The 20,779-nt window shown below is 52.2% G+C and carries 25 protein-coding genes and 3 pseudogenes; 18 read left to right on the top strand and 10 right to left on the bottom strand.

Features of this window, described 5'->3' with window-relative positions:
- Positions 1-206: 206 nt before the first annotated feature.
- The 8 genes from KO116_RS26010 to KO116_RS22895 all read left to right on the top strand — a co-directional run bounded on the left by KO116_RS26010 (position 207) and on the right by KO116_RS22895 (position 4,577).
- The gene (locus KO116_RS26010; RefSeq protein ID WP_235272578.1) at positions 207-413 is read left to right on the top strand and encodes a gamma-glutamylcyclotransferase; all 207 of its coding nucleotides are present in this window, start codon (positions 207-209) and stop codon (positions 411-413) included.
- A 6-nt stretch (positions 414-419) separates the two neighbouring features.
- The gene (locus tag KO116_RS22930) at positions 420-908 is read left to right on the top strand and encodes an opioid growth factor receptor-related protein (protein ID WP_035557762.1); all 489 of its coding nucleotides are present in this window, start codon (positions 420-422) and stop codon (positions 906-908) included.
- 1,161 nt (positions 909-2,069) lie between these two features.
- The gene (locus KO116_RS22920) at positions 2,070-2,423 is read left to right on the top strand and encodes a hypothetical protein (protein ID WP_035557765.1); all 354 of its coding nucleotides are present in this window, start codon (positions 2,070-2,072) and stop codon (positions 2,421-2,423) included.
- Positions 2,424-2,839: 416 nt separating this feature from the next.
- Positions 2,840-3,133, top strand: coding sequence for a hypothetical protein (locus KO116_RS22915; RefSeq protein WP_035557768.1), 294 nt, complete (start codon positions 2,840-2,842; stop codon positions 3,131-3,133).
- A 142-nt stretch (positions 3,134-3,275) separates the two neighbouring features.
- The gene (locus KO116_RS22910) at positions 3,276-3,464 is read left to right on the top strand and encodes a hypothetical protein (RefSeq protein ID WP_144408657.1); all 189 of its coding nucleotides are present in this window, start codon (positions 3,276-3,278) and stop codon (positions 3,462-3,464) included.
- A gap of 74 nt (positions 3,465-3,538) precedes the next feature.
- Entirely contained in the window at positions 3,539-3,877 is a 339-nt protein-coding gene (locus tag KO116_RS22905) for a hypothetical protein (RefSeq protein ID WP_035557775.1), read from the top strand.
- Positions 3,878-3,919: 42 nt separating this feature from the next.
- Positions 3,920-4,168, top strand: a complete 249-nt coding sequence (locus tag KO116_RS22900) for a hypothetical protein (protein ID WP_035557778.1) — start codon at positions 3,920-3,922, stop codon at positions 4,166-4,168.
- A gap of 43 nt (positions 4,169-4,211) precedes the next feature.
- Entirely contained in the window at positions 4,212-4,577 is a 366-nt protein-coding gene (locus KO116_RS22895) for a hypothetical protein (RefSeq protein ID WP_035557779.1), read from the top strand.
- A 263-nt stretch (positions 4,578-4,840) separates the two neighbouring features.
- Here the strand turns inward: KO116_RS22895 and KO116_RS22890 are convergent, their stop codons facing one another.
- From KO116_RS22890 to KO116_RS22875, 4 genes are all read right to left on the bottom strand, one after another.
- Positions 4,841-5,482, bottom strand: coding sequence for an SOS response-associated peptidase (locus KO116_RS22890; protein WP_035557781.1), 642 nt, complete (start codon positions 5,480-5,482; stop codon positions 4,841-4,843).
- A gap of 342 nt (positions 5,483-5,824) precedes the next feature.
- Positions 5,825-6,637 (bottom strand): hypothetical protein, encoded by an 813-nt coding sequence (locus tag KO116_RS22885; protein ID WP_035557783.1) that lies wholly within the window; start codon positions 6,635-6,637, stop codon positions 5,825-5,827.
- 59 nt (positions 6,638-6,696) lie between these two features.
- Positions 6,697-7,374 carry a competence protein CoiA family protein gene (locus KO116_RS22880; protein WP_144408656.1) on the bottom strand — a complete coding sequence of 226 codons (678 nt, stop codon included), beginning with the start codon at positions 7,372-7,374 and terminating at the stop codon, positions 6,697-6,699.
- A 161-nt stretch (positions 7,375-7,535) separates the two neighbouring features.
- Positions 7,536-8,063, bottom strand: coding sequence for a hypothetical protein (locus KO116_RS22875; RefSeq protein ID WP_035557785.1), 528 nt, complete (start codon positions 8,061-8,063; stop codon positions 7,536-7,538).
- A gap of 223 nt (positions 8,064-8,286) precedes the next feature.
- On the opposite strand from KO116_RS22875, the gene parS reads away from it, so the two are divergent.
- The 4 genes from parS (at position 8,287) to KO116_RS25245 (ending at position 10,137) form a co-directional block, all read left to right on the top strand.
- Positions 8,287-8,739: a type II RES/Xre toxin-antitoxin system antitoxin gene (gene parS, locus KO116_RS22870; protein ID WP_035557787.1), complete on the top strand. Its 453-nt coding sequence runs from the start codon at positions 8,287-8,289 to the stop codon at positions 8,737-8,739.
- On the top strand, positions 8,736-9,200 hold the full coding sequence (locus KO116_RS22865; protein ID WP_035557789.1) for an RES family NAD+ phosphorylase: 465 nt from the start codon (positions 8,736-8,738) through the stop codon (positions 9,198-9,200). The genes parS and KO116_RS22865 overlap by 4 nt, the downstream gene beginning before the upstream one ends.
- Before the next feature lie 199 nt (positions 9,201-9,399).
- Positions 9,400-9,522, top strand: a complete 123-nt coding sequence (locus tag KO116_RS26155) for a hypothetical protein (protein WP_268762342.1) — start codon at positions 9,400-9,402, stop codon at positions 9,520-9,522.
- Positions 9,523-9,525: 3 nt separating this feature from the next.
- Positions 9,526-10,137, top strand: coding sequence for a DUF4113 domain-containing protein (locus KO116_RS25245; protein WP_144408655.1), 612 nt, complete (start codon positions 9,526-9,528; stop codon positions 10,135-10,137).
- Positions 10,138-10,489: 352 nt separating this feature from the next.
- On the opposite strand, the gene KO116_RS25375 is transcribed toward KO116_RS25245, so the two are convergent.
- Positions 10,490-10,639 carry a hypothetical protein gene (locus tag KO116_RS25375; protein ID WP_158414229.1) on the bottom strand — a complete coding sequence of 50 codons (150 nt, stop codon included), beginning with the start codon at positions 10,637-10,639 and terminating at the stop codon, positions 10,490-10,492.
- Positions 10,640-10,858: 219 nt separating this feature from the next.
- Here KO116_RS25375 and KO116_RS26005 point away from each other — a divergent pair.
- The 3 genes and pseudogenes from KO116_RS26005 to KO116_RS22835 all read left to right on the top strand — a co-directional run.
- Positions 10,859-11,290, top strand: a pseudogene (locus tag KO116_RS26005) (YqaJ viral recombinase family protein); the annotation flags it as partial.
- 404 nt (positions 11,291-11,694) lie between these two features.
- Positions 11,695-13,823: pseudogene (locus tag KO116_RS24940) on the top strand (site-specific DNA-methyltransferase).
- A gap of 3 nt (positions 13,824-13,826) precedes the next feature.
- Entirely contained in the window at positions 13,827-16,409 is a 2,583-nt protein-coding gene (locus KO116_RS22835) for a DEAD/DEAH box helicase (protein WP_035557795.1), read from the top strand.
- Positions 16,410-16,481: 72 nt separating this feature from the next.
- Here KO116_RS22835 and nadS read toward each other — a convergent pair.
- From nadS to KO116_RS24330, 4 genes and pseudogenes are all read right to left on the bottom strand, one after another.
- Positions 16,482-16,803, bottom strand: a pseudogene (gene nadS, locus KO116_RS26000) (NadS family protein).
- Positions 16,800-16,985 carry a hypothetical protein gene (locus KO116_RS22830; RefSeq protein ID WP_035557799.1) on the bottom strand — a complete coding sequence of 62 codons (186 nt, stop codon included), beginning with the start codon at positions 16,983-16,985 and terminating at the stop codon, positions 16,800-16,802. The pseudogene nadS and the gene KO116_RS22830 overlap by 4 nt, the downstream one beginning before the upstream one ends.
- Positions 16,986-17,813: 828 nt before the next feature.
- The gene (locus KO116_RS22825) at positions 17,814-18,035 is read right to left on the bottom strand and encodes a hypothetical protein (protein WP_035557802.1); all 222 of its coding nucleotides are present in this window, start codon (positions 18,033-18,035) and stop codon (positions 17,814-17,816) included.
- 50 nt (positions 18,036-18,085) lie between these two features.
- Positions 18,086-18,499 (bottom strand): hypothetical protein, encoded by a 414-nt coding sequence (locus tag KO116_RS24330; RefSeq protein WP_127062882.1) that lies wholly within the window; start codon positions 18,497-18,499, stop codon positions 18,086-18,088.
- 346 nt (positions 18,500-18,845) lie between these two features.
- Here KO116_RS24330 and KO116_RS22815 point away from each other — a divergent pair, with 346 nt between their 5' ends.
- The 3 genes from KO116_RS22815 (at position 18,846) to KO116_RS22800 (ending at position 20,235) form a co-directional block, all read left to right on the top strand.
- Positions 18,846-19,067 (top strand): hypothetical protein, encoded by a 222-nt coding sequence (locus tag KO116_RS22815; RefSeq protein ID WP_035557803.1) that lies wholly within the window; start codon positions 18,846-18,848, stop codon positions 19,065-19,067.
- 309 nt (positions 19,068-19,376) lie between these two features.
- On the top strand, positions 19,377-19,859 hold the full coding sequence (locus KO116_RS24325) for a PH domain-containing protein (RefSeq protein WP_052703859.1): 483 nt from the start codon (positions 19,377-19,379) through the stop codon (positions 19,857-19,859).
- A gap of 7 nt (positions 19,860-19,866) precedes the next feature.
- Entirely contained in the window at positions 19,867-20,235 is a 369-nt protein-coding gene (locus KO116_RS22800; RefSeq protein ID WP_035557809.1) for a hypothetical protein, read from the top strand.
- Positions 20,236-20,330: 95 nt separating this feature from the next.
- Here the strand turns inward: KO116_RS22800 and KO116_RS22795 are convergent, their stop codons facing one another.
- Positions 20,331-20,648, bottom strand: coding sequence for a hypothetical protein (locus KO116_RS22795; RefSeq protein WP_035557812.1), 318 nt, complete (start codon positions 20,646-20,648; stop codon positions 20,331-20,333).
- Positions 20,649-20,779 lie beyond the last annotated feature (131 nt).

Here is a 20,779-nt window from a genome sequence, read left to right as displayed (position 1 = left end):
TCGTCTGGCCTTTTATCAGCAAGGCGGAGACGACTCCGGCAAGTGCGATATTGTGCCGGCATATCCGATCAGTCGGCCGTGTATGGCGTGATATGAGATGTCGCTTCACACCACAAGCTGACGCTGGATCGTTACGAAGGTATCAACGTTGCCTACGATGAAATCTAGCTGACCTTTCGGGTGCGGGCAGCTTTAAGTTCAGGCTTATGTGGGGAAAGATCACGTCCATCGGTATGCGTCCCTATATGTGGTACAAGCACCATGTGGTCGCCGGCGCAAGAGAGCATGGATTACCCGCTGCTTATGTCCGTGCATTAGAAAGCATTGAAGCCCGAACCGACCCAGACAATGAACGCCACGCACGCGAACTGGTGCTGCATGGACTCGATGACTTATTAGTTCGGGGGGCATAATGGGCAATGATGATCGCGTTTTACCGCGGGGAAGGACACGATCATCAGGGTCGTCGCCTCCAAGACATCTGGGCACTCTTCTCTTTCTGGCTGGAACACACCCACGACTATATCCAGGGGCTGTTTCCTATCCCGGAAGCGGGCCGCTTTAACGCCTTTGCTCCTCTACTGACAACCGATGTGCAAAGAGTGTTTGCGAAAGAGCCACCCTTACGCCAGCGCCAGCAACATTCCCTAGACGTAATGTTGAATTCCTTTGGTCTAGAACGCGAAGACCGTTACATCTCAGCTCAGTCCGACCTTTCAATCCAGACGCATATTTGGCTGAAAGCAGGTGGCCATAACCATCTACGTATTACGCGTATGATCCGTTCGCTATTCTTTTGCCATCTGCCAGAGCTTGCTCAGGCTTTTCAGCAGTCAGTTATCGATATTGGCACTCAGCATGGCGTTGTGTCAGAGAAATCGCTTAATTATTGGCGAGATGCAATCTAAAGCAGTTTCAGCCGATCGACCAATGCATTCTTACAGGCAATCCAACGTAAAACATTATAAAAGAAGCATACTTAGAAAATAGGAAGGAGAGCCTTAGAAGGTGATAAAGATTTGGCCATACTTTCATGAGTAAGAAGCTCCTGATCCACCAATGCTAACTCTCCTTGCCGTCACGGTAGCTAGCTTAGTTAAAACAGAGTGAGTTATCCCCCATCTGCTCTTGCCACCAACGATAACCTTGAAAAGCGCAAGGTTGTTTTTGTATTACCCCGTCATGTTGATAGTGTCGACATGACGGCTTCTCATGTCGATATTTACCTTAATTTTCGACATGAAGTATAGTTAATCTGTCGACATCACTAGGGATCGATGACTCCCCTTAATTACTAATGGGATTGAGCGAAGCTTTCAGGCTTTGTTTCGCTAAGAAAGCTTCTGCTGTTGAGCGCTGCGGATCTACTTCAGACAGCCAAGCTCAAACATCAGAGAGTCGGTACCTGACATTACGTCCGCGACGCACGAACCGTGGGGCGGGCTCCCCTAAAAGCAATCCAGTAACTCTACTTTTACGTGCAGTCGAAGGGGCCGCTGGAATCAAGGAGGGAAATACGGCGCTCTCAGGCAACTCAATCAGCTCCGGACTGTAGCCTTGATGGTAAAGTCGAAAGGCGTTATCCAAGATACCTTCAATTTTCTTTTTGGGCATGGCGAGGGCTCCTAGTAATTTACCCTTACCATGTTGCCCAATCAATCACCCGTCTTGTTGGGTAAGATCAAATCCTTGATGGCACAAAAGGTGGACGACGATGTGATGATCGCTGTATTCCTGTGAAGCAAAATCAGTGGTAAGCATTGGAATACGCGCGAACCCACTCTCCAAAGGGAAGCAAGAAGATATTTAAGCCAGGTGAAACTTATCGCGGCTTCATGGGTGGGGTAATTAACCCGGGCAGACCAATCATTCAATCGTACGGTCTAATCCCTTACCGCGAAATGCGGGCGGCATTTACCATTGAAAATGTGAGGAGACGGCTCAACAGTTGGTCCCCATTAAACGCTTACCCATTGATTCAGTGGCATATTTAATAGCACTAGACTTAGTCGCCAAAATGTTGAGGCATATCCGCCGATACGTTTCACGATCTTAAGTAGGATAAAAACATGAAACTAAAAGTAATTGATATCCGAATCAAGTTCAATGGCATGTGGTCTCCTCACCCTACACGTCATCGAAACAGGATCCAAAAAATTGCCGACGCTGTAGAGTATAGATTTCCAGAAGTTAACCGTCCTGAAAAAATAAAGTTGAAACATATTCTTTGGTTTGCGGAACACTGGCTTGAGGTGCAAGCGTACCGACCAGCTACACGTGCTGACTACATTAGCTCTTTGAAACTGCTTATTGAAGCGCTAGGGCGAAGTGATTATTGGCTTGGTCCACTAGGCTTAAAGCCGAAGGGGGCAGGCGGAAGACCGAGAACGAGTCAAGTTGTGAAGAGTAAAAAATACTATTGAGAAAAGCGCACTATCAGCCTCTATGAGACTGACAATGCGCCATGTTCATGTCTCAGAACCTGGAGATGTCTACGAAACCTGGGGCGATTCATAAATACAGTCGTGAACGCGCTCGGGCAGTGATGTAGAAGCAGTCTCGAATGTAGCCGGCATAGCGGTGTCGAGGTTGATCGCTAGGTTCATGGTATGCCTCAAAGTCGTGTAGCTGATGACCTTTATAAAAGTGTGCAATGCACGTTATTACAAGCGAGGCGCACACTTTTTTGAGTCTCGAATGAGCTGCTGTAACGAGCTTCCGCAGCCTTATCCCCGCGGCCAAATGGGGTATGGTTTGTGAGGTCTGATGACTTCCAGGAATTGAATTCGTGTGCATTGCACATTAAGCTATCAGCAGTACCTATGAAAATGGAGGCCACATGGCGAACCTCATGGCGTCAACCGTGCAGCTCGAGACGATCAAGGAGCACCCTGAGCTCCAGCGTTTGATTCGCGACAATGAGTTCATTGCTCAGCTGGAGCCCTGGTCTGTCATGGAGATTCACCAAGCAGTCGATGGGCTGGTGGGGATCGACCTCGACCTACGAGACTCCACGCTGTTTGGCGACCTGTTGGCGCACTTCAACCAGGATAGCTCCCCTGCTCTTCCTGGAGCGGACACACAGGAGAGTGCCAGGGTTCGCGCTAGGCGCTGCTGGGGCCTTGAAGCGTAGTCTCACCTTAGATGCGCTGTAAGGCGCCATACATGAACGAGCGTTGCTGGTAGGCACAGTGGCGATATATAGAGAGATATTAATGAGCACTTCCGAGAAACCGACGAATGAAGCCCTCCGCCAGCTTATGGAGAGACATGGTTTGAACCAGACTCACGTGGCCACCCTGACTGGGTATAGCGTGGAGACGGTGAAGGGTTGGTTCGCCTCGCCTGACTCAACCCGCTACCGCGCAGTGCGCAAGCCGGTATTGGAGTCGGTGCGCCGCGCTATTGAGCTAGGAGAGCACTACAAGCTGGAAGGGGTGAAGATTCCCAAAGCTAAGAAGTGAGACCAACACCAAACAAAGGAAATATATTGATCATGTTCATAGCGAGAATGACAGTGTTGGTACTTGCAGGAACAATGTCATCTACCACGATCGCAGATGACCTTGGGACAGCTGAGCCACAGCCAGGTCTTTTTGACGGCATGGCCGAAGACGTGCAGCGCCGACTTGTCGAAAACAACGCTGCTAGGCAAGCAAACGGCTACAATTCAGACCCTAATGTGCATGCTGAACCAGGCCTCTTCGATGGCATGGCCGCTGATGTACAGCGCAGTCTTGACGAAAGCCATGCTGCTCGGCTGGCAAATCGCAACAAATCTGATTTCAAAGTAGATGCTGAGCCAGGCCTCTTCGACACCATGGCCGCTGACGTTAAGCGCAGCCTTGACGAAAGCCACGCTGCTAGACAGAAATAACTCTCGCCAATTAAACGCGACCGGCAACTTAGGAAAATACCCATGAACGATAAAGATATTAATGCACCGATAAACCAGTTTGAAGGCGTGCCGCTGAATGTATTGATGTTCCTAAATCTTCGCGATGGGGGCGGTGGTCCGGCGCTTCGCGCTGAAGCAGCAGCTGAGTTTTATGGAATCACGGTAGCTGAGCTTAAAGCCGAATGCCGCAAAGTAGGTATGGACTGGATAGCGCAGGATGGTGCGTTGATTGAAATCAATCAGCGGGTCTATGACTGGGCGCGCAGCTGATCATGACCTAAGCCGATAGCCAAGCTCCTTATAGGACACATCCATGTCAGCGGTACAGATTGACCTTGAGTATAAGTCCGATCGCAAATGCGTGATGCGGCTAGTGGCATTAGTAGATCGAGATGGCCGACTGCAAGCGGATGAGTTATATGGCTATTCAAAGGAGCGCAGCGATCTCAGTGAGACATTGACCCTCTACCCTCTCCTGCTCACAGACGTGACCAAGGAGTGTCGGCGCTATCAGGCTGAGTGGGGTTTCAGCGACTCGACTGAAACAGTTATCGATTTTCTTGACCGACCCTTAGCAGAGTTGCAGGAAGTTGAACGAGTCGATACCTCCGAGGGCGTGCCAGAGCATTCCATTTACATCATTACCTCAATTGTCCCTTGGCTGGGAAGCGAGGAGTGAGTATGGCCATAAATCACCCTGAACTTGGTGTACCGCCTTGCCCCGACTGTCACGCAGATAAGATGTTCCATCGCTGCGTTACGCCTGTATCAGGGGAAGCAGGTTTTCGACTGAATGGCTGGTATTGCGAGTTGTGCAATGCTGGGCCATATCGGCTCGGTAATGTCAGCGAGCAAGATGCGGCCGCAACGGCATTCTCCCTGGTGTTCGGACATACCTCCACTTCTCTTCACTAATTGAGAAAGCCTGCGCGCCAGCGCCAGCTATCTCTGCTCAGCATGCAGTCGATCTGCTGGGTACTGGCGCATGAATGCCTTGCTCTCTGAGGCTGGTGCTGTCAGCCAGTCCTTTAGCGCCCCGTTCGGCAAGACCACTACCATCCTCTTTTCGCTGCCCTGACGATGGTAGTTTCGCATTAGGGGATGATCGTCGGCGTTTACCGTGGGCATCGAGTAACTATGCACTGTCTCACCGTCTGGGTTGGTCCAGCGTTCCCAAAGACCAGCAATACTCATGAGGCCTCCATCTGCCCGAGTAATTCGAGTCGGGACCGCCTTACCTGAACGCCAATCGGGCTCGTAGATAGCCGCCGCGGGGATGATGCAGTGCTGCGCTTGACGCCACGCAGAGCGGAATGACGGCTTGCTTTCGACCGTTTCCGATCGCGCATTGTAGGTTCTCCGCGCCAGCTTAGTGTCCTTTGCCCAAAACGGCAGTAGACCAAACATTCCGGTCAGTGCCTCAACAGAGGGAGCGGCCTCGTCATCGGGATCGCTGGCCTGTGGGGCACGCAGAAATGGGCCGTTGTACCCTGGCCAGAGTTCGCGTTGCATCTCATGTTCTGGCGCAACGCCAAAGGCTTTCATCAGTTGATTTGCGTCAGGTGCCTCATATCGACTGCACATATACTGCCTCCCTTGGTGAGCCGCATTGGGCTGTAAGGATGTTTACTGTGGATCATCCAGTATGGCCGTATCGAAAGCTCACCCACTGATTATTGAGTTGGTTATGAATCCTCTCATTGTAAAATAAATAAACTGGCGTAATGTATTACTGCTGATACTACAGACTGAGATGTCAGAGCTTCTTCACTGAGATGCCTTGCATGCAAATATCAATATCGATGATGCATTAGCCCACGTCGACCTGCATGCTAGACAAGTGTTCGAGGAATATTGTCTGGTCCAGAATGCGTAGGAGGGCAAGGTTAATTCTGACGACCTCCTACTCAAAGTCTTCTCGGACGCCTAGGCCATCGCCGAATCACAGTTACTCTCTGCTTGAGCGGCCCCTTTGCTCGTGCTGATGGCATTAGCGCCAGCTGGTTTGGGTATGAACGCAAGTTCCTCCAGCTTGGCAGCTAGCAGGTTAATCATATTGAAGTTGTCCAATTCGCCAACGAATTCTGCAATCGCATCCAGCGGCCTTGGAAGTAGCTCCAACGCCATTAACGCAGGATCTTCTACGAGGACATGGTAGTAACGAGCAGTATTCAGCAACTGCTCGGCACGCTGAAGAGCGACAACTGGCTGGTATCCGACCTCCCCAAGATAGCGCTCGATGGCTTGGATTGAGATCCAGTATCGGCTTTGTATGCTCTCACGGGTATAGACGACTCCTAGCAAGGCCACGAGTTTCCACTCACGAGACGGCACCCCGAACATCCAGTCATATTCCGTGCGTGTCTCGACCGCGGTAGGAATGGCTTCCAGGTCCATTCTGTGAATATCTCGTTCGAGGTTCTGCCGGGCCATCGGTAAGCAGAACCGTGTTGATGCAGCCACCTTGCCAGACCGGACACCAATACGCTGACAGGACGCGGAAAGTTCCATGGCGAGATGGCGCATCTCATGAAGATCAAGTTGCTGACGTTCTAGCTCCCAGGTTTTCTGCCTCCGCTGCAGCTCAACCTCAGCCTCGTGTTGACGTGCAGCCTCGGCTTCGCGTCGCCTGATTTCAGCCTGTTTGATCGCTTTTTCTCGCGCCAGGCGTTGCTCCTCCTCCCATTGGCGCTTTCGCTCAGCATGTTTCTTTTCCTGTGCCTGAAAGTAGGCTTCCATCCGGGCATGTTGATCGCGCTGGCGCTGCTCCTCTTGCTCCCTGGCGATCCTCGCCTGTGCTATTCGTTTGTTGGCCTTCTCGATCTGCTGCTGGAGTCCTGGACGTAGCTTTGCCTGCTCCGCTTCGATCTTGGGTTTACGATCCAGTAGGCCCGTTGATAGTTAAATACATGCTCTTCGAGATCGGCCGGTGTTAGGTTCCGTGGTATGTCCCCCAGGTCGATTTCGATGCAGCGCTGGCCACGGGACTCAAGCCGCTGCTGCTTTTCCGCGTCGATGAAATGGGTTACGGCCACCTCTACTAAGATTTCTATCTGGCCCAAGTTCACGATAAGGTCAGGGCGGATGTCCCCTAGGCTGAACTCAAGCTTCGTATCATCCACCGCCTGCCGATCGCGGCCGGGGAAAATGACCTTGGATTCTGTGTGCTTGTAGCCAAGGCTATCCTTCCCCTCAAGTACCGCCTGAAGCAGAGGAATGGGAATTTCCTTTCGGTCTGCGATCAACTGCTTTGCGGCTAGGTGTATTCCGGTTTCAGTGCCCCCAGCGCATGGTCGGGTGCCTCTGGTATGTGCGAAATAGTGACGGACAATATCCCCCATTCTCGCCTCAAGCGGCGTTCTGCACTCAGGACAGACACAGCCGCTACGGCCGCCGCGTTCGGCCCTGGTGAGCTGGCTGATATGCACCAACCTGTTATTGCGGATGCCGTAAGGGATTTTTGCGCTGTTTCTCATATAATTGCGTCAAGAGAGGCCGTGCTGAGGGAGCGTGCTCGATAGCTCTCTCCTGGTAAAGGGACTAGGCGGCGTGAATTACAGCCGGAAGCTAACCGCCCTGCTCGATAGTGGTGAGCTGCTAAGTTGTCAGGTTTGGCTCGCCATCAATCGATCTTAGGCTAGGCGTCCGCATCTAGTTCATCGAGAACGCCGAAGATTGAATAGCCGCGCACTTCGCTAGAATTGGGCTTTGGACTGCCAATGTCACTCACGAGGTCAGTTTTCTGTGTGATCATCACAATGTCATCGGTCACAGCTTGAGCGTTCCGCTTCAGAAGTCGATCATGGAAGGACGGGACCGTATCTATGAGGAAGAGATCGTAGCCGGCTGAATGGGCAACCTCGAAGATGGCCTTAATAGTGCGCTTGCCAAGCCGCTCCCAACGTAGGGCGAGCGGCATTATTATGTTACTAAGCTGAAGCTCCTCGGAGTCGTGCAAGAAGGTGACAGAGAGGACCAAGGTTCTGACAGGAGAATCGGCTTCTTGCTGACAACGGACCTGCAATCTCGCTCTGCCTGTAGGCGAATGGTACTCAAGTTCGAACTGATGCCAAGGCAGGGTCGCGAGCTTTGGCTCCAATAGATCTTTAGCCGCTTGAAGTACGCTATTTTCAAACGCTTGGTTATGATCGGTGGACGTGGACATGCAACCTCTCCTGTTCTTTCGGTCTACTTTACCACTCTCTGTTGGGGCCGTGCTTACGCGATAAGCAATGTTGCGATACTCGCGGAGGGCAGCCCTCGGGCAAGCTGTAGCGCAGAGGGGCTATAGGTGCCCGCGCCTAGATCTGCCTGGAGTTGCAACCGCAGTGACAGTCTTGCGATCTTCTGATACACTGTTGTTATATCAAATGAGTGGAGGAGAGGCCATGGAAGCTGCCATCGAAGAGTATCGGCCGAAGCCTAAGCCCAAGAAAGACGACTTTTGGAAGGCCCTGGGTCTTCCAGCGCGTGGGGCACAACTGCATGAGGCTTTGGAAAAAGGCGTCCCGTACAAGGTCTACACGGAGCTTGCTACTGCGTCTGGCCTGGAAAGCAAGGAGCTGGCGCGTTATGTCGTTATCAAGCCGGCGACATTGCAGCGGAGAGCCACGGCTGGGCGCTTCAAGCAAGACGAAGGCGATCGGCTGTATCGCTTTGCCGAGGTCTACAAGAGCGCTGTTGATCTCTTTGAAGGAGATCAACAGCGGGCGAGACGATGGCTCCTCAATTCAGTGCGCGGTCTCGGTGGTCGGCGACCGGTGGAGATGGTGGCGACGACTGCTGGCGCTGAAGCTGTGCTGGATCTGATCGGACGGCTTGAGCACGGCGTCTTCGCGTGAGTACGGTTCGTGGTTACCGCCTCGTCAAGCGGAAGTGGCTCCAGACGGCCTTCGATGGGGAGGGAGCCCGCTTGTACGGCGGTCGGTGGAATAGCAAGGGGAAGGCCTGTGTGTACCTCGCCAGTGCTGAATCACTGGCCATGCTTGAGGTGATGGTTCATCTCGATGACTACCGGTTGTTGACACACTATGCGCTGCTGGAGGTGGCTATCCCGGAAAATGCCCTGATGCGTCTGCCTGCCGATAGTCTGCCGGAAGACTGGATGGAGGAGCCGGCGCCCGCCTCGACCGCGGAGATCGGCGACAACTGGCTTGAGAGCCAACCGAGCCTCGCGCTGGTGGTCCCAAGTGTCGTGGTGCCTCGAGAAACGAACTACCTGATCAACCCCAACCACCCCGATTTCCAGGCATTGGCCGACAGTGCCAGGGAAGTCTCGTTCATCCCGGATAAGCGCTTGTAGCGCCTTTCCCCGCCCTTGGACAGGGACGGTTTGAGCCCCCCACCTTCTGCCTAGCTTGGGGATACCTGTGCCGATCGGGGTGGCGCCGTCTCGCACTCTCGCAAAAGTGGCCACGGGCATTGCCAAAAAGCAGCCCGCCTTCAAAGGGGGTTTGTGTCCTTGAGGCTGATCATCCAGCTACCCTCGCCATCTGGAACTCATGCACATAACCGACTTGTGGGGTGTGGCCAAACGAACGGGAGAGAAGCTGGAGCGAATGCGAATCCGCACTGCGTTGAATCTGCGCAACGCGGAGCCCAAGGAGATCCGCAAGCGCTTTTAAGTTGTGCTCGAGCGTACCGTTTGGGAGCTACGAGGGGTTGATGTGATCCGCCTTGATGACATCGACCAATATCATGACCAGCCGGACTTTCGGGCAGGCAACCGACAACATGGAGGACCTGCGCGAGGCGGTGCGATCGCATGCCCAGGCTGGCGCGGAGAAGGTGCGGCGCCAGCAGTCGGTCGCTCAGGCCATCATGGTCTTTCTCTCGACACCAAGGTTCCGCAGCGATCTTCCACAGGACTACCCAGCCTTACCCTACCACTGCCGATGCCAACAGATGATAGCCGGGTAATAGTCGGGGCCGCTCAACATGCCCTGGAGATGATCTATCGCCGAGGTTATCAGTACGCCAAAGCCGGCGTCATGATGATTGACCTGGCCGACCGTGATGGGTTGCAGATCGATATGCTGCACACCCAGGAGACTGAAGAGAGGCGTCAAAAGTCGGCAAAGCTAATGGGGGTTATGGATGCACTCAACCGTGAGTTTGGCCGGGGAGCGGTCACACTTGGGGGGATGAGGAGGAACGAACGATGGAGGCAGAGGGATACACGGCAGACGCCGCGTTTTCTTACCTCCTGGAATGAAATACCTGAAATTAAGATGGGGTGAAGCCTGGTAAACTAAGGCCCCTCCCCGAGGCTGCTTATTCGCGGCCTTTCTTCCTTGGCGGGGGGAGAAGTCGGCTCACGAGGCGTTCAGCGAATTCCTCTGCGTCTTCTGGCAGCGTGCCTCCCTCCTCCTCGATTGCGCTGGCGATAGTGGCACGCATCATGTAGGCCTGGATATGAGGAGGAACCGGATAGGTGCCGGCCCGCCACTCGTAAAGCCTGCTGAGACGATACTTGCTCCCGAGGTCATGATTCAGGAGCGCCAGCGCATCCGCGTGCCGGCGATCGCCTCCGCTAGTGATGAACAATAGCCAGCTTTCTACGATGTTGATGAGTCGCCCTCGCAGTTCAGTTTATTTACCGTCACGAAACGCTTTGGCTACCTTGAGATGGCTCTCAAGGTAGTCTTGAGGAACCCCTTCGGACATCATGGCGGCTTCACCAGGCGTGAGAATACCTTCCTCGGTATCAAAGTCCTCTGCGATGCTTAAAAGTCTCCCCATGTTAAAGGGAAGCACTGCCCCCCAAATATGGCCGACAGAACGCCTAGAAGCTCCATTATGCTCGTTATTACCTCGTGAGTGGTGCCGAAAATCCAGCTAGTGGGCGCTGGTCGGTGTAATGATAGGACCGGAAGGCGTTACGATTGGTGTCTTGTGTGGCGCGGTATTTGTGGGTTGTTAGACGGCAAGACTATTGGTGTTGCCGGTGCCAAACTGTGCCATGAGCTGGAGGGGGTGGCACGTGCGCTTTACTGCGATACCACCGGCGAACCTCAGCCCCAGGAAGTGGGCCTGATCCTTAATCACGGTGTGGGCTACTCACCAGGCAGTCTGGTAGACGCTAACGGTCTGCTAGAAATCAAAACTAAGCTGCGCAAGTTCTAAATCAAAGTGCTGTTGAATGGAGAAATACCCGATGAGCACATACCCGAATGCCAGGGTGAACTATGGGTCAGTGAGAGGGAATGGATCGATTTTGTTAGTTATTGGCCGGGGATGCCGCTGTTTATCAAGCGCGCTTATCGAGACGACACCATGATCCGAACCATTGCTGAACGGGTCGGAGAGTTTCATGAAGAGATGGAGCGGTGCATCAGCCAAGTGATTGCTGCTAGACGGAATCCATACATAAAAATTCAACACGCTACCTAACGACATAGATGCCGGGGCCACCACCCTCGGCGTGATTTTATTTTTTTGTTCGCACTCTGCATTATTACTTCATATACCGATATGCCATCATAGCGACCACGTTTTGGTTAAGCATAAAATTGTTAATGAAAATGGTTTTCGTTTTACTTATATCTAACTGTTTGCGTTATGCTTTTCGAAAATATTGACTCGCATGGTTACATAAAGTCAATTGCGAGTATCCGCATGGTGGGGTGTTCGCTGCGAATTGCTGGAGCGCGGCAATCGAAGCTGTCCATTATTTTTATTAACTAATTGAATTTTAAATATTTAATTGCTTTAGATGTTACTTTTATAGAATTTTTGCAATCCTGCTCTTTCTTGGGGCAAGTTGATGCTGAAAATTAGAAAATCCGGAGCCATTAGTGTCACGATTGACCGATTTGATTGCTGATCTAAAAGCAAAAGACCCCAAGCTAGGGGCCGACCTAGACAAGGAATTCAAAGTTCTTTCATCCCGCTTGCCCTTTGGCCTGAATTTCGAGCGACATAGTCCTGAAGCGGTTGAACTGCCCCTTCGGCCTATACGAAAAGGTGACAAAGTGCGCATTCTTGCGCCACGTGGATCAGTCGAGAAAGGTGATCAACGTTTATGGCAGGTTAAAGCGATTCAAAAGAAGAAGAAAATTGCAGGCCTAGAGAGTATCGGGGGAGGTAGCTCGGATAAGCAGACAGCCTCCCTAGATGATCTGGTGGTCGTGGCTGAGTTCCGAGATACGATCTTCCCGGGGTTGGTCAGTACTGGGAAAGAGGAGCGCGCTAACGGCAAGCCGTTTCACACAGTAATTAATGGTGAAAACTATCATGCCCTGAAGGCATTGACATTTTCACACAGAGGCATGGTTGATGTGATTTATATCGATCCCCCTTATAACTCTGGCGCAAAGGATTGGAAATATAACAACAACTACGTTGAAAAAGAGGATTTGTATCGCCACAGCAAATGGCTAGCAATGATGGAGCGTCGTCTTTTGGTGGCAAAGGAGCTTCTAAAGCCAGAAGAATCAGTCTTAATTGTGACTATCGATGAGAAGGAATACCTTCGGCTGGGGCTTCTTCTTGAACAGACATTTCCTGAAGCTAGGATCCAGATGACGAGCTCCCAAATCAATCCTGCGGCAGTTGCTCGTGCTGGCGCATTCGGAAGAAGTGACGAATACATATACTTCGTGAAATTTGGCACCTCTTCCCCAAAGAGAATTGAACTTAATAGAGAATGGGTTTCTGCTAAGGGGCGCACCCACAACGTCGTTGTAAGGTGGGATTTGCTAAGAAGATCTGGAAAAAAGGGTTCTAGCCGAAAAGACTCGCCTGGATGCTTTTATCCGATTTACATAGATCCTACTGGTCCAAGAGTTGCAAAGATCGGCGAAGCTCTGCCCCCTAACGTTTCAGAACCCGAAGGTATTGATGGGGCTGTGGCTGTTTTGCCTATTCGTAAGGATGACTCCGAGGGCCGGTGGCAATGGACACCCGCAACCTTGGCATCCAGGCTTAAAGAAGGCCGTGTGAGAATTTCTGGTTCGCTTGATAAAGGATTTACAGTCTCTATTCTTAAACCGGGCGAGTACAAAAAGATTCTAGATGGTGAAGTAGACGTGTAGGGTACGGAGTCGATGGTTCTGTCATTGTAGAGGGTCAAGGCGACTCGGATAGCGTGCGAGCTATACCCTCTACTCAATGGCGAATAACTTCGCATGATGCAACACAATATGGAACTCGGCTGCTTGATAGTTCCTTCTTGCCTGGTCGTGACTTTCCGTATCCAAAATCTCTTTACGCTGTTGAAGATGCCCTTCGATTCTTTGTTATTGATAATCCTGAAGCCGTTGTTCTAGATTTTTTCTCCGGGTCTGGCACTACAGCACATGCCGTGATGAGGCTTAACAAGCAAGACGGTGGCTCTCGCCAGTGCATATCAATAACAAACAATGAAGTGGCCGAGGAAGAGCAGAAAGAACTAAGAAAAAAAGGATTGAGACCTGGTGACCCTGAGTGGGAGACGCAAGGCATCTGCGACTACATCACCAAACCCCGTATTAGGGCTGCAATTACAGGCAAAACTCCTGAAGGAGAACCGATCAAGGGCGACTACAAGTTCACCGATGAATTCCCTATGTCTGTAGGGCTTGAGGAAAACGCCGAGTTTTTCACGCTGACCTATGAAGCTAAGGATGCCGTTAACTATAACCTAGCCTATAGCCGCATCGCTCCATTGCTATGGCTGCGCGCAGGAGCGCGTGGTAAGCGTATAGACAAGCTTCCCGAGAATGGCTGGGCTGTCTCAGATACCCATGGCTTGCTGACTGAAGTAGACAAGGCCACAGATTTCATACATTCAGTGCGCGAGGTTCAGGGGTTACGAATTGCGTACATCGTGACGGATGATGATCGCCGCTTTCAGGCAATTGCTCGGCGCCTGCCAGAGAGTGTAGAGCCGGTGCGCTTGTACGAGTCCTATCTGACCAATTTCAGCTTTGCTAATGGGGAATAATCAATGAAGTTTACGCTCAAGGACTACCAGGCGGACGCGGTACGTGATTCTCTGGAAAACTTGAATAAGGCGCGCACCTACTGGCACAGCCATGGCGATAAAGCTGCTTTTTCACTAACCGCTGTAACAGGTGCCGGTAAAACCGTAATGGCTGCTGCTGCTTTCGAAGCCTTGTTTCACGGTGATGATGAATTCAATTTTGATGCTGACCCTGGTGCAGTAGTTATCTGGTTTAGTGATGACCCTTCGCTCAATGAACAGACCCGTTTTCGTCTGAAAGAATCCAGTGACCGCATTAACCATAGCGATATGGTGGTGGTGGAAAACACCTTCAATCGGCCAAAATTCGAGGCCGGAAAAATTTACTTCCTGAATACACAGAAGCTGAGTAAGAACAGTTTGCTGGTCCGCGGGCACGACCAGGGCGAGCTGGAAGAAAAGGCGGGCGGATTGTTCCCGGAAACTCGCCCTGACCTGCGCGCCTACACGATCTGGGACACTATCCAGAACACCATTGAAGACCCTGAGCTTACGCTGTACCTAGTGCTGGATGAAGCACATCGGGGGATGGGTAATGGCAACAAGGAGAAAGCCACCATTGTTCAGCGCCTGATCAATGGATTCGGTGCCGTGCCGGGCATTCCAGTGGTCTGGGGCATCTCAGCCACGGTAGAGCGTTTCAACAAAGCCATCGAAACCGCCATTAAGCGCACGAAACTGCCTGATGTGGCTGTTGACTCGGCTAAAGTACAAGAATCCGGCCTAATCAAAGACACTATACTGCTGGATATTCCTGACGAAGTAGGCGACTTCGATACGCTTTTGGTGCGCCGTGCCACGGATAAGCTGCGGGAGTCGACGACGCTTTGGTCAGAATACGCCAAACAACAGCAAGATTCCGGCATGGTAGTACCGCTGATGGTATTGCAGGTTCCCAACACGCCCGACCCGAACGAAATAGGCCGTGCTCTCGATGCCATTTTTGCGCGTTATCCAGAATTACCCAGCAGCAGTGTTGCCCATGTGTTTGGTGAGCATACGACTCAGCGATTCGGCAACCGTGACGTACCTTACATCGAACCACAGCGCGTACAAGACTCGACCTGGGTACGTGTCCTGATTGCCAAGGATGCCATCAGCACCGGCTGGGATTGCCCCCGAGCCGAAGTCATGGTGTCTTTCAGGGCGGCAAACGACCGGACCCATATCACGCAGTTGTTGGGACGCATGGTCCGCTCGCCACTTGCACGCCGCATTCCAGGGAATGAGCGTCTGAATGCTGTCGACTGTTTGTTGCCGAGGTTCAATCGCAAGACAGTTGAAAGCGTTGTAGAAGCCTTGATGAGTGGTGATGACACATCATCTGCTACGCCAGGTCGCATCTTGGTGAATCCGATTGAGATGCACCCAAACCCTTCGGCTTCTGACGCAGTATGGGCAACGTTTGAAGCCCTGCCTTCGCAGACCCGCCCCCAGCGTGTCGCTAAACCAGCCAAGCGGCTTACTGCCCTGGCTCAAGAATTGGCAGATGACGGCATTCTCGAGGGGGCTGGCAGGAAAGCACATGGTCTGCTGCACCAAGCGCTTGACGAGTTTCAGGTCCAACATCAGGACAAAATCAAAGCCAAACGTGACTCTGTAATGACCGTAGACGGCAAGACAGTTGTCGCTGACATGAAGGGCAAGAAAAAGACTTTCGACGAGTTCTGGGAAGATGCTGATATGGCGGTTATTGATGACGCCTACCGACGTGCGGCGCGGGTGTTTACCCCAGATATTTCGCGTACCTACGTTGAACACCTTGCCCGCCAAGTAGCTAGTGTGGATGACGATCCAGAGGAGTTTTTGGAAGCCATCGTTGAAGCCCGTGTCTCCATTGCAGGCTTGGGCCTGGTGACGGAAGTTCAGGACTATTTCGACAGAGTTTCAGATGGGATTGCGAAGGACTGGCTCACTCAGCATTGGAACACGATCAAAACACTCTCTGATGATCGGAAGGAATCTTATCGCCAAGTCATTGAGATGAGCACCAAACCCCAGGATGTGGAGTTGGTAAAACCAGAAGCCAAATTCGAACCGACCAAGGTGCGGCAGGGAGAAAAAGAGAGTGACCTACCCACTTGGCATCAGCATCTGCTGTGCGATGAGGATAGAAACTACCCCTCAGCGTTGAATGCGTGGGAGCAGGAAGTCCTTGAGCGTGAATCCAAGCGCGATGGTTTCTCCTTCTGGTACCGCAACCCTCAGCAGCCGGGGCAGTCCTCGCTGGGTATCGCGTATCAGGAAAATGACCAGTACAAAATCCTGCGCCCGGATTTCATCTTCTTTGCCGAAAAAGATGGTCAAGTAGTCGCCGACATTGTTGACCCTCATGGGCTCCATCTGGCTGATGCTTTGCCCAAGCTGCAAGGCTTGGCAGTGTATGCGGAGAAACACGCCAGCAAATACCGTCGTATCGAATCAGTGGCAGAAGCGAAAGGTAAACTGAGGGTGCTGGATCTAACTAAGGTCAAAGTTCGAGAGGCTATTTTTGCGGCTAACGATGCTGTGAGCCTTTTCAATGCCTCATTTGCAAATGATTACTAGATGGAAAGGAAAGGCGTAGTTAACTAGTCAATGAGCTGTAGCGGAGCAGACATAAAGTCTTATTTTAGGTAGTTAACAGATTTGTAGCCATTGCCAGGACAGCAGGCGTAAGTGTGAAGCTGGCTCATTGATAAAGTCGGGGTTGTCTTGAATTGTGGCTAGAGCCCCTTAGTCGTCAACCCAGTAGGGTTGTGACGCTTGGTTTTCCAGCTTTTGGTCGTATCCACGCTGGTTTCCATAACGCTGGTAAATTTCTTGAGAGACATGAAGCTTTGCGCGGATGGCTTTTACATCGGGCCACTTCATGGCGCGTGATGCGGCTAGCCCCTGCCTTGCCTTGTTTAATCTCAACGGCTTCCTGCAGCGATGTTTGGAGTTCGGCAAAAATGTTCAAGTGGAAACCTCCCCTTTTAATTGGTGGGCCAGTGTTTTCAATACGGCCTTTTCAGCGGGCGTTAAGCGGTTCTTCACGCTCTGTAGGTGGTCAGTCGCCTTCTGATGCATTTCCAACGCGAGTTGGCCAAACTGGGTGGCCTTACGCAGCTCGGGACGCGCTTCATTTTGGGTAATGGCCATGCTTATTTCCTTTTGAGGTTGGTTGACTGAACTATGGTTTTCGCTGGCACGTTGTCAGCGTAGATCTCTTTCCAAGCAGTCTGGGGGACTGGAAACACCCATTGGAATGCGGATGGAAACGCTATCCATCGTGTCCATAACAGGCTTCCATGATGCTTATCGTGGTGAGTAGCAAATCGGTATCCGTGGCCCAGATGGAGGCGACAATACGAGACATCCCTGGTACGAGAGTCAGCCAGACGGTCGGTTATCTACAGGGGGGAGAGTTTCGGCGTTGCCTATGGTTGTAGCTCGAACACGTAAAGCAACTGTGAGCGTGATTCACTTCACCCTACATTCACTTCCGACGTCATGCGAAGCCAGGGCATCTCTGTTCACGCTCCCTATGCACCGCTGAGAGAGCCCTTTGAGCATGACTTAGAGTTGTTACGTGCAGGCAAAAGTGTGACATCGGCTTCAAGCAGTTCCCACCGTGTCCACCCACACTTGGGGAAGATGGCCTGTGGGCAGGGTGGTCACCCCTTTAGCCTGTTTGGTCTTAGTGGATGACAGCAGGTGAGCCATGAAATGCCTCTCTCAGGGCTTGGGAACAAGCCTCAAGTATAGTTCTATACATTGGACCATTTCATGATGAAATGGTCGATTTTAGTCACCACTACACAAAGAACTACCGGCGTTACTTAGGGTAGGGGAAGGACGGTCACATAACATCTTTTAGATGCCCCAAGATTGTTTCGCATGCGAAACAAAGCGGTAGTCATCAAACGAAATCGGGCAGCCCACCATAAAGGTTGCTGCCCGATCGCGTACTTGCAGTCTGGCATGGGTTTAACTCGGCTCAGTGTCCTGGTCATCGAGCGTTTCAGAGGCAGCGGAAAGGGCCGCTTCGGCACAGGCTGCCGCGTTCTCGGCGACTTCTTCGGGACTGAGCTTACCCCCTCCCTCACCAAGCAGAATGGCGTGCATGGCAGTCATCGTGAAGGCTTCCAGTCTCGTCATGTCCAAAGCAGACTTATCGAACCGCGAGGTGTTGAGATTATCGTCAGCCATTTTGCCCTCCAAAAGCTGAGCGGCCACTAATAGAGTGGCCGCTGATCGAATCAGATTCGTTCCCAGTCGCCACCGGCATTCTGGCAAGTCGTGACATTCTGATCATTGTCCTCGGGGCCACCAGTGACAGTGATGTGGTAATCAATGCAAGTACGGCCTTCACCATCGACATAAGTATCGCTCTTGACGATGTTCTGTTTCATGTTGGCAACGTCCTCGAACCCGACTTCGGATTCGCCCTGCAATGCGGTGAAAGCGCTTCGCATCCCCTTGTCAGCCAGACCTAGCGCGCCAGCGCCAACAGCACCGTAGGCGGCACCGCTCATACCTGCTTTTCCGCCATTAACCAAACCCTGAACGCCCTGCATGTGACTGGCCGAGTCTGCTCCTGCTGCGCTGACGCTATTGTTGTTGCGACTTCCTAGCACATCAGTGATCGCGCTGACGGCTGAGTTCTGCAACATGCCAGACCCTTGCGGGGCAGCACAACCAGCAGCCAACAGCAGCATTGATGTGGCAGCCAGACCCATGAGAGTACGCTTGATAGTCATTTTGATCCCCTTTTAATCCGTTGTTTTGATGGTTTCAGGCAAAGCTACTTATAGATATATAATTTATACCATACGACGTTTTATATTTAAAACTCTGCGAAGCATTTCCAGACAAAGTATTCTCTACACAATCCCGAACCATCGCAAACGCAGCGCCGTAAATCAGTAATAATGGCAATTAGTAATGGCGGGGAATCCGTAAAAATTGTCACATATTCATATTTAAAAAATGTCGTCTAGTATAATTAAGGTTGGTATTATGGATTCAGGTGCTCTTATTGCGAACGCGCACGACGAGCTTTCCCTACTCTCACGACTTGTCGTAGATAGGGCGGCCCTGCGCGAAACCAACGAAACACTGACGCTGATCATTGATGAGGAGGGGGCGCGGTTACTGACGATGGACCGGGTGCGCCAAGAAATTGAGTGTGCTGTAAAGAAAGTGTGTGGGCTGGAGGTTGCCTATGAGCGGGCCGCGTAATTCCCGCCAGGCGAGACAGCTTGTTAGGCGTCTTGAACGCGACTGTGACCTGGATTGGCCAGGTGGCGCTGACAACGCAGCTCTTTTTCATGACCGCTCAGCCAGTCGGTGGGAACTCCACACACTCGAAGGCCCTTCGTTACCTGTCATCTCTGGCCCTACCCCTCTAACCCACCTGCTTCGAGATGGGTTCGTCCTGATCCGCTGGCCGGATGACAGCATCGAGCTTTTCCACGTTGAAACGGCAGAATCACAATTGAGCCACCGACTGAAAGAAGCGGAGGTGGCAGCAGCCGGGAGATGAAACCCATGATAAGCAAGACCACCTTCCGAGTCAGTCACCGCGCCCTGCTGGGACACTGGTTGCTCGTACCCTTGGGGGCAGCATTGCACTTTGCTCCTCATGCCCCCTTTACCCTCGCTGGGGCAAACGCTCCAGAGACTCTGACGAACATCCTTTCCTGGGCAGGGATGGGGTTGGCCGCCTGGGGACTGCTGAACATCGCCTATCAGCGCCTTGCTCACGAGTACGTCATAGGCCCCGATCGCGTGATAGAGCGGCACGGCATTATTGCCAGGCGTGTTACACCCCTATTTATTCATCACATTCGTTCGACCGAAGTGAACCAGACGATCTTGGGTCGATTGCTAGGATATGGGACGGTGAAAATGTCTGCGGCAGGCACTGGCACAAGCGAAGCTCGATTTGATCGCGTGGCCAACCCGTTGAAGGTCATGGCTTCAATCAACAGTCACTTTCAAAGCCTTGCGGCTGGCACTGGGCAGGAGTAGTTAGATCATGGACTCACAAATTTCCGCACTTGCTGATGTGCTTATCCCAGGCCAGAGCATTGTGTCGACCGATTGCCATCAGTCGCAGGAGCTGCTGCCCCACCGCCAGTTACTCACGCAAGTATTTTTGAAAGCAATTGATGACCTAAAGAGCAACAACCTCAAGCACCAGTTCTCTGCGGCTGAGTTTCTGGCTGGCCCTGTCGCTGAGGAGTATGTCGGCCATCTCGGGCTTCCTGAGTGGACACCCAAGTTGGCGCTACTGATCCATGCTCAATGCGAGCTTCGTTCTTGCCTTGAGATACCCGAGCAGTTGGAGGCTACCCTTAGCCAGTATGCACCGCCCGAAGCAGGCGAGCGCCGCCCCTCTTTGTGACTTGCTGGGCCTATATAGCACCTTCATCCAGGATGTGATGCAGCGGGTTGGCTTGCCAGCCCGCTTCCCCTGTCAATATTCCCCGCCTTAACCTACTACGGTTCTCCTTTCTCAGCGTCGCTGCTGGTTAGTCTTGACCCTCCTTGGCTCGCTAGCCATTCATCCAGCGCCAGCAGCTTGTCCTTGGGCAATCTCACCTCGACTGCCACGAACACCCGATCTACTTCCGCCTGTATTCGCTTTGCTGCCTGAGAAACAGCAGCTCTGGACACGCCATGCATATTGGCTGCTTTAGCGTATGTATCGCACACCTTCATAATCACATCTGAAGCTGCATCACATGCACGACCCTTCATTCTAAGCCTTGCCAGTGCCGCGTATAGCTGTTGAGTGCTGATGTCATCTGTGGACATGGTATCCCCTAAAAAGTGTGCATTGAACACATTTTTACTTGCCGTAAACAGTAATTCTGCATTAAAGTGTTTACATCATAACGAAGGCAGCCGGTCGGCGTCACCTACGCAGGAAGCCAGGCACCTCGGAA

The organism is Halomonas sp. KO116 (assembly GCF_000734975.2).
GTDB lineage: Bacteria > Pseudomonadota > Gammaproteobacteria > Pseudomonadales > Halomonadaceae > Vreelandella > Vreelandella glaciei.
Note: the sequence above shows the minus strand (reverse complement) of the source record. Positions and strands in the feature narration are given on the sequence as shown.

Coding starts and splice junctions, on each gene's coding strand:
- KO116_RS26010 (WP_235272578.1), top strand. CDS start 207: ATGTGGGGAAAGATCACGTCCATCGGTATGCGTCCCTATATGTGGTAC.
- KO116_RS22930 (WP_035557762.1), top strand. CDS start 420: ATGATGATCGCGTTTTACCGCGGGGAAGGACACGATCATCAGGGTCGT.
- KO116_RS22920 (WP_035557765.1), top strand. CDS start 2,070: ATGAAACTAAAAGTAATTGATATCCGAATCAAGTTCAATGGCATGTGG.
- KO116_RS22915 (WP_035557768.1), top strand. CDS start 2,840: ATGGCGAACCTCATGGCGTCAACCGTGCAGCTCGAGACGATCAAGGAG.
- KO116_RS22905 (WP_035557775.1), top strand. CDS start 3,539: ATGTCATCTACCACGATCGCAGATGACCTTGGGACAGCTGAGCCACAG.
- KO116_RS22900 (WP_035557778.1), top strand. CDS start 3,920: ATGAACGATAAAGATATTAATGCACCGATAAACCAGTTTGAAGGCGTG.
- KO116_RS22895 (WP_035557779.1), top strand. CDS start 4,212: ATGTCAGCGGTACAGATTGACCTTGAGTATAAGTCCGATCGCAAATGC.
- KO116_RS22890 (WP_035557781.1), bottom strand. CDS start 5,482: ATGTGCAGTCGATATGAGGCACCTGACGCAAATCAACTGATGAAAGCC.
- KO116_RS22885 (WP_035557783.1), bottom strand. CDS start 6,637: ATGGAAGCCTACTTTCAGGCACAGGAAAAGAAACATGCTGAGCGAAAG.
- KO116_RS22880 (WP_144408656.1), bottom strand. CDS start 7,374: ATGAGAAACAGCGCAAAAATCCCTTACGGCATCCGCAATAACAGGTTG.
- KO116_RS22875 (WP_035557785.1), bottom strand. CDS start 8,063: ATGTCCACGTCCACCGATCATAACCAAGCGTTTGAAAATAGCGTACTT.
- parS (WP_035557787.1), top strand. CDS start 8,287: ATGGAAGCTGCCATCGAAGAGTATCGGCCGAAGCCTAAGCCCAAGAAA.
- KO116_RS26155 (WP_268762342.1), top strand. CDS start 9,400: ATGCACATAACCGACTTGTGGGGTGTGGCCAAACGAACGGGAGAGAAG.
- KO116_RS25375 (WP_158414229.1), bottom strand. CDS start 10,639: ATGGGGAGACTTTTAAGCATCGCAGAGGACTTTGATACCGAGGAAGGT.
- KO116_RS22835 (WP_035557795.1), top strand. CDS start 13,827: ATGAAGTTTACGCTCAAGGACTACCAGGCGGACGCGGTACGTGATTCT.
- KO116_RS22830 (WP_035557799.1), bottom strand. CDS start 16,985: ATGGCCATTACCCAAAATGAAGCGCGTCCCGAGCTGCGTAAGGCCACC.
- KO116_RS22825 (WP_035557802.1), bottom strand. CDS start 18,035: ATGGCTGACGATAATCTCAACACCTCGCGGTTCGATAAGTCTGCTTTG.
- KO116_RS24330 (WP_127062882.1), bottom strand. CDS start 18,499: ATGTTGCAGAACTCAGCCGTCAGCGCGATCACTGATGTGCTAGGAAGT.
- KO116_RS22815 (WP_035557803.1), top strand. CDS start 18,846: ATGGATTCAGGTGCTCTTATTGCGAACGCGCACGACGAGCTTTCCCTA.
- KO116_RS24325 (WP_052703859.1), top strand. CDS start 19,377: ATGATAAGCAAGACCACCTTCCGAGTCAGTCACCGCGCCCTGCTGGGA.
- KO116_RS22800 (WP_035557809.1), top strand. CDS start 19,867: ATGGACTCACAAATTTCCGCACTTGCTGATGTGCTTATCCCAGGCCAG.
- KO116_RS22795 (WP_035557812.1), bottom strand. CDS start 20,648: ATGTCCACAGATGACATCAGCACTCAACAGCTATACGCGGCACTGGCA.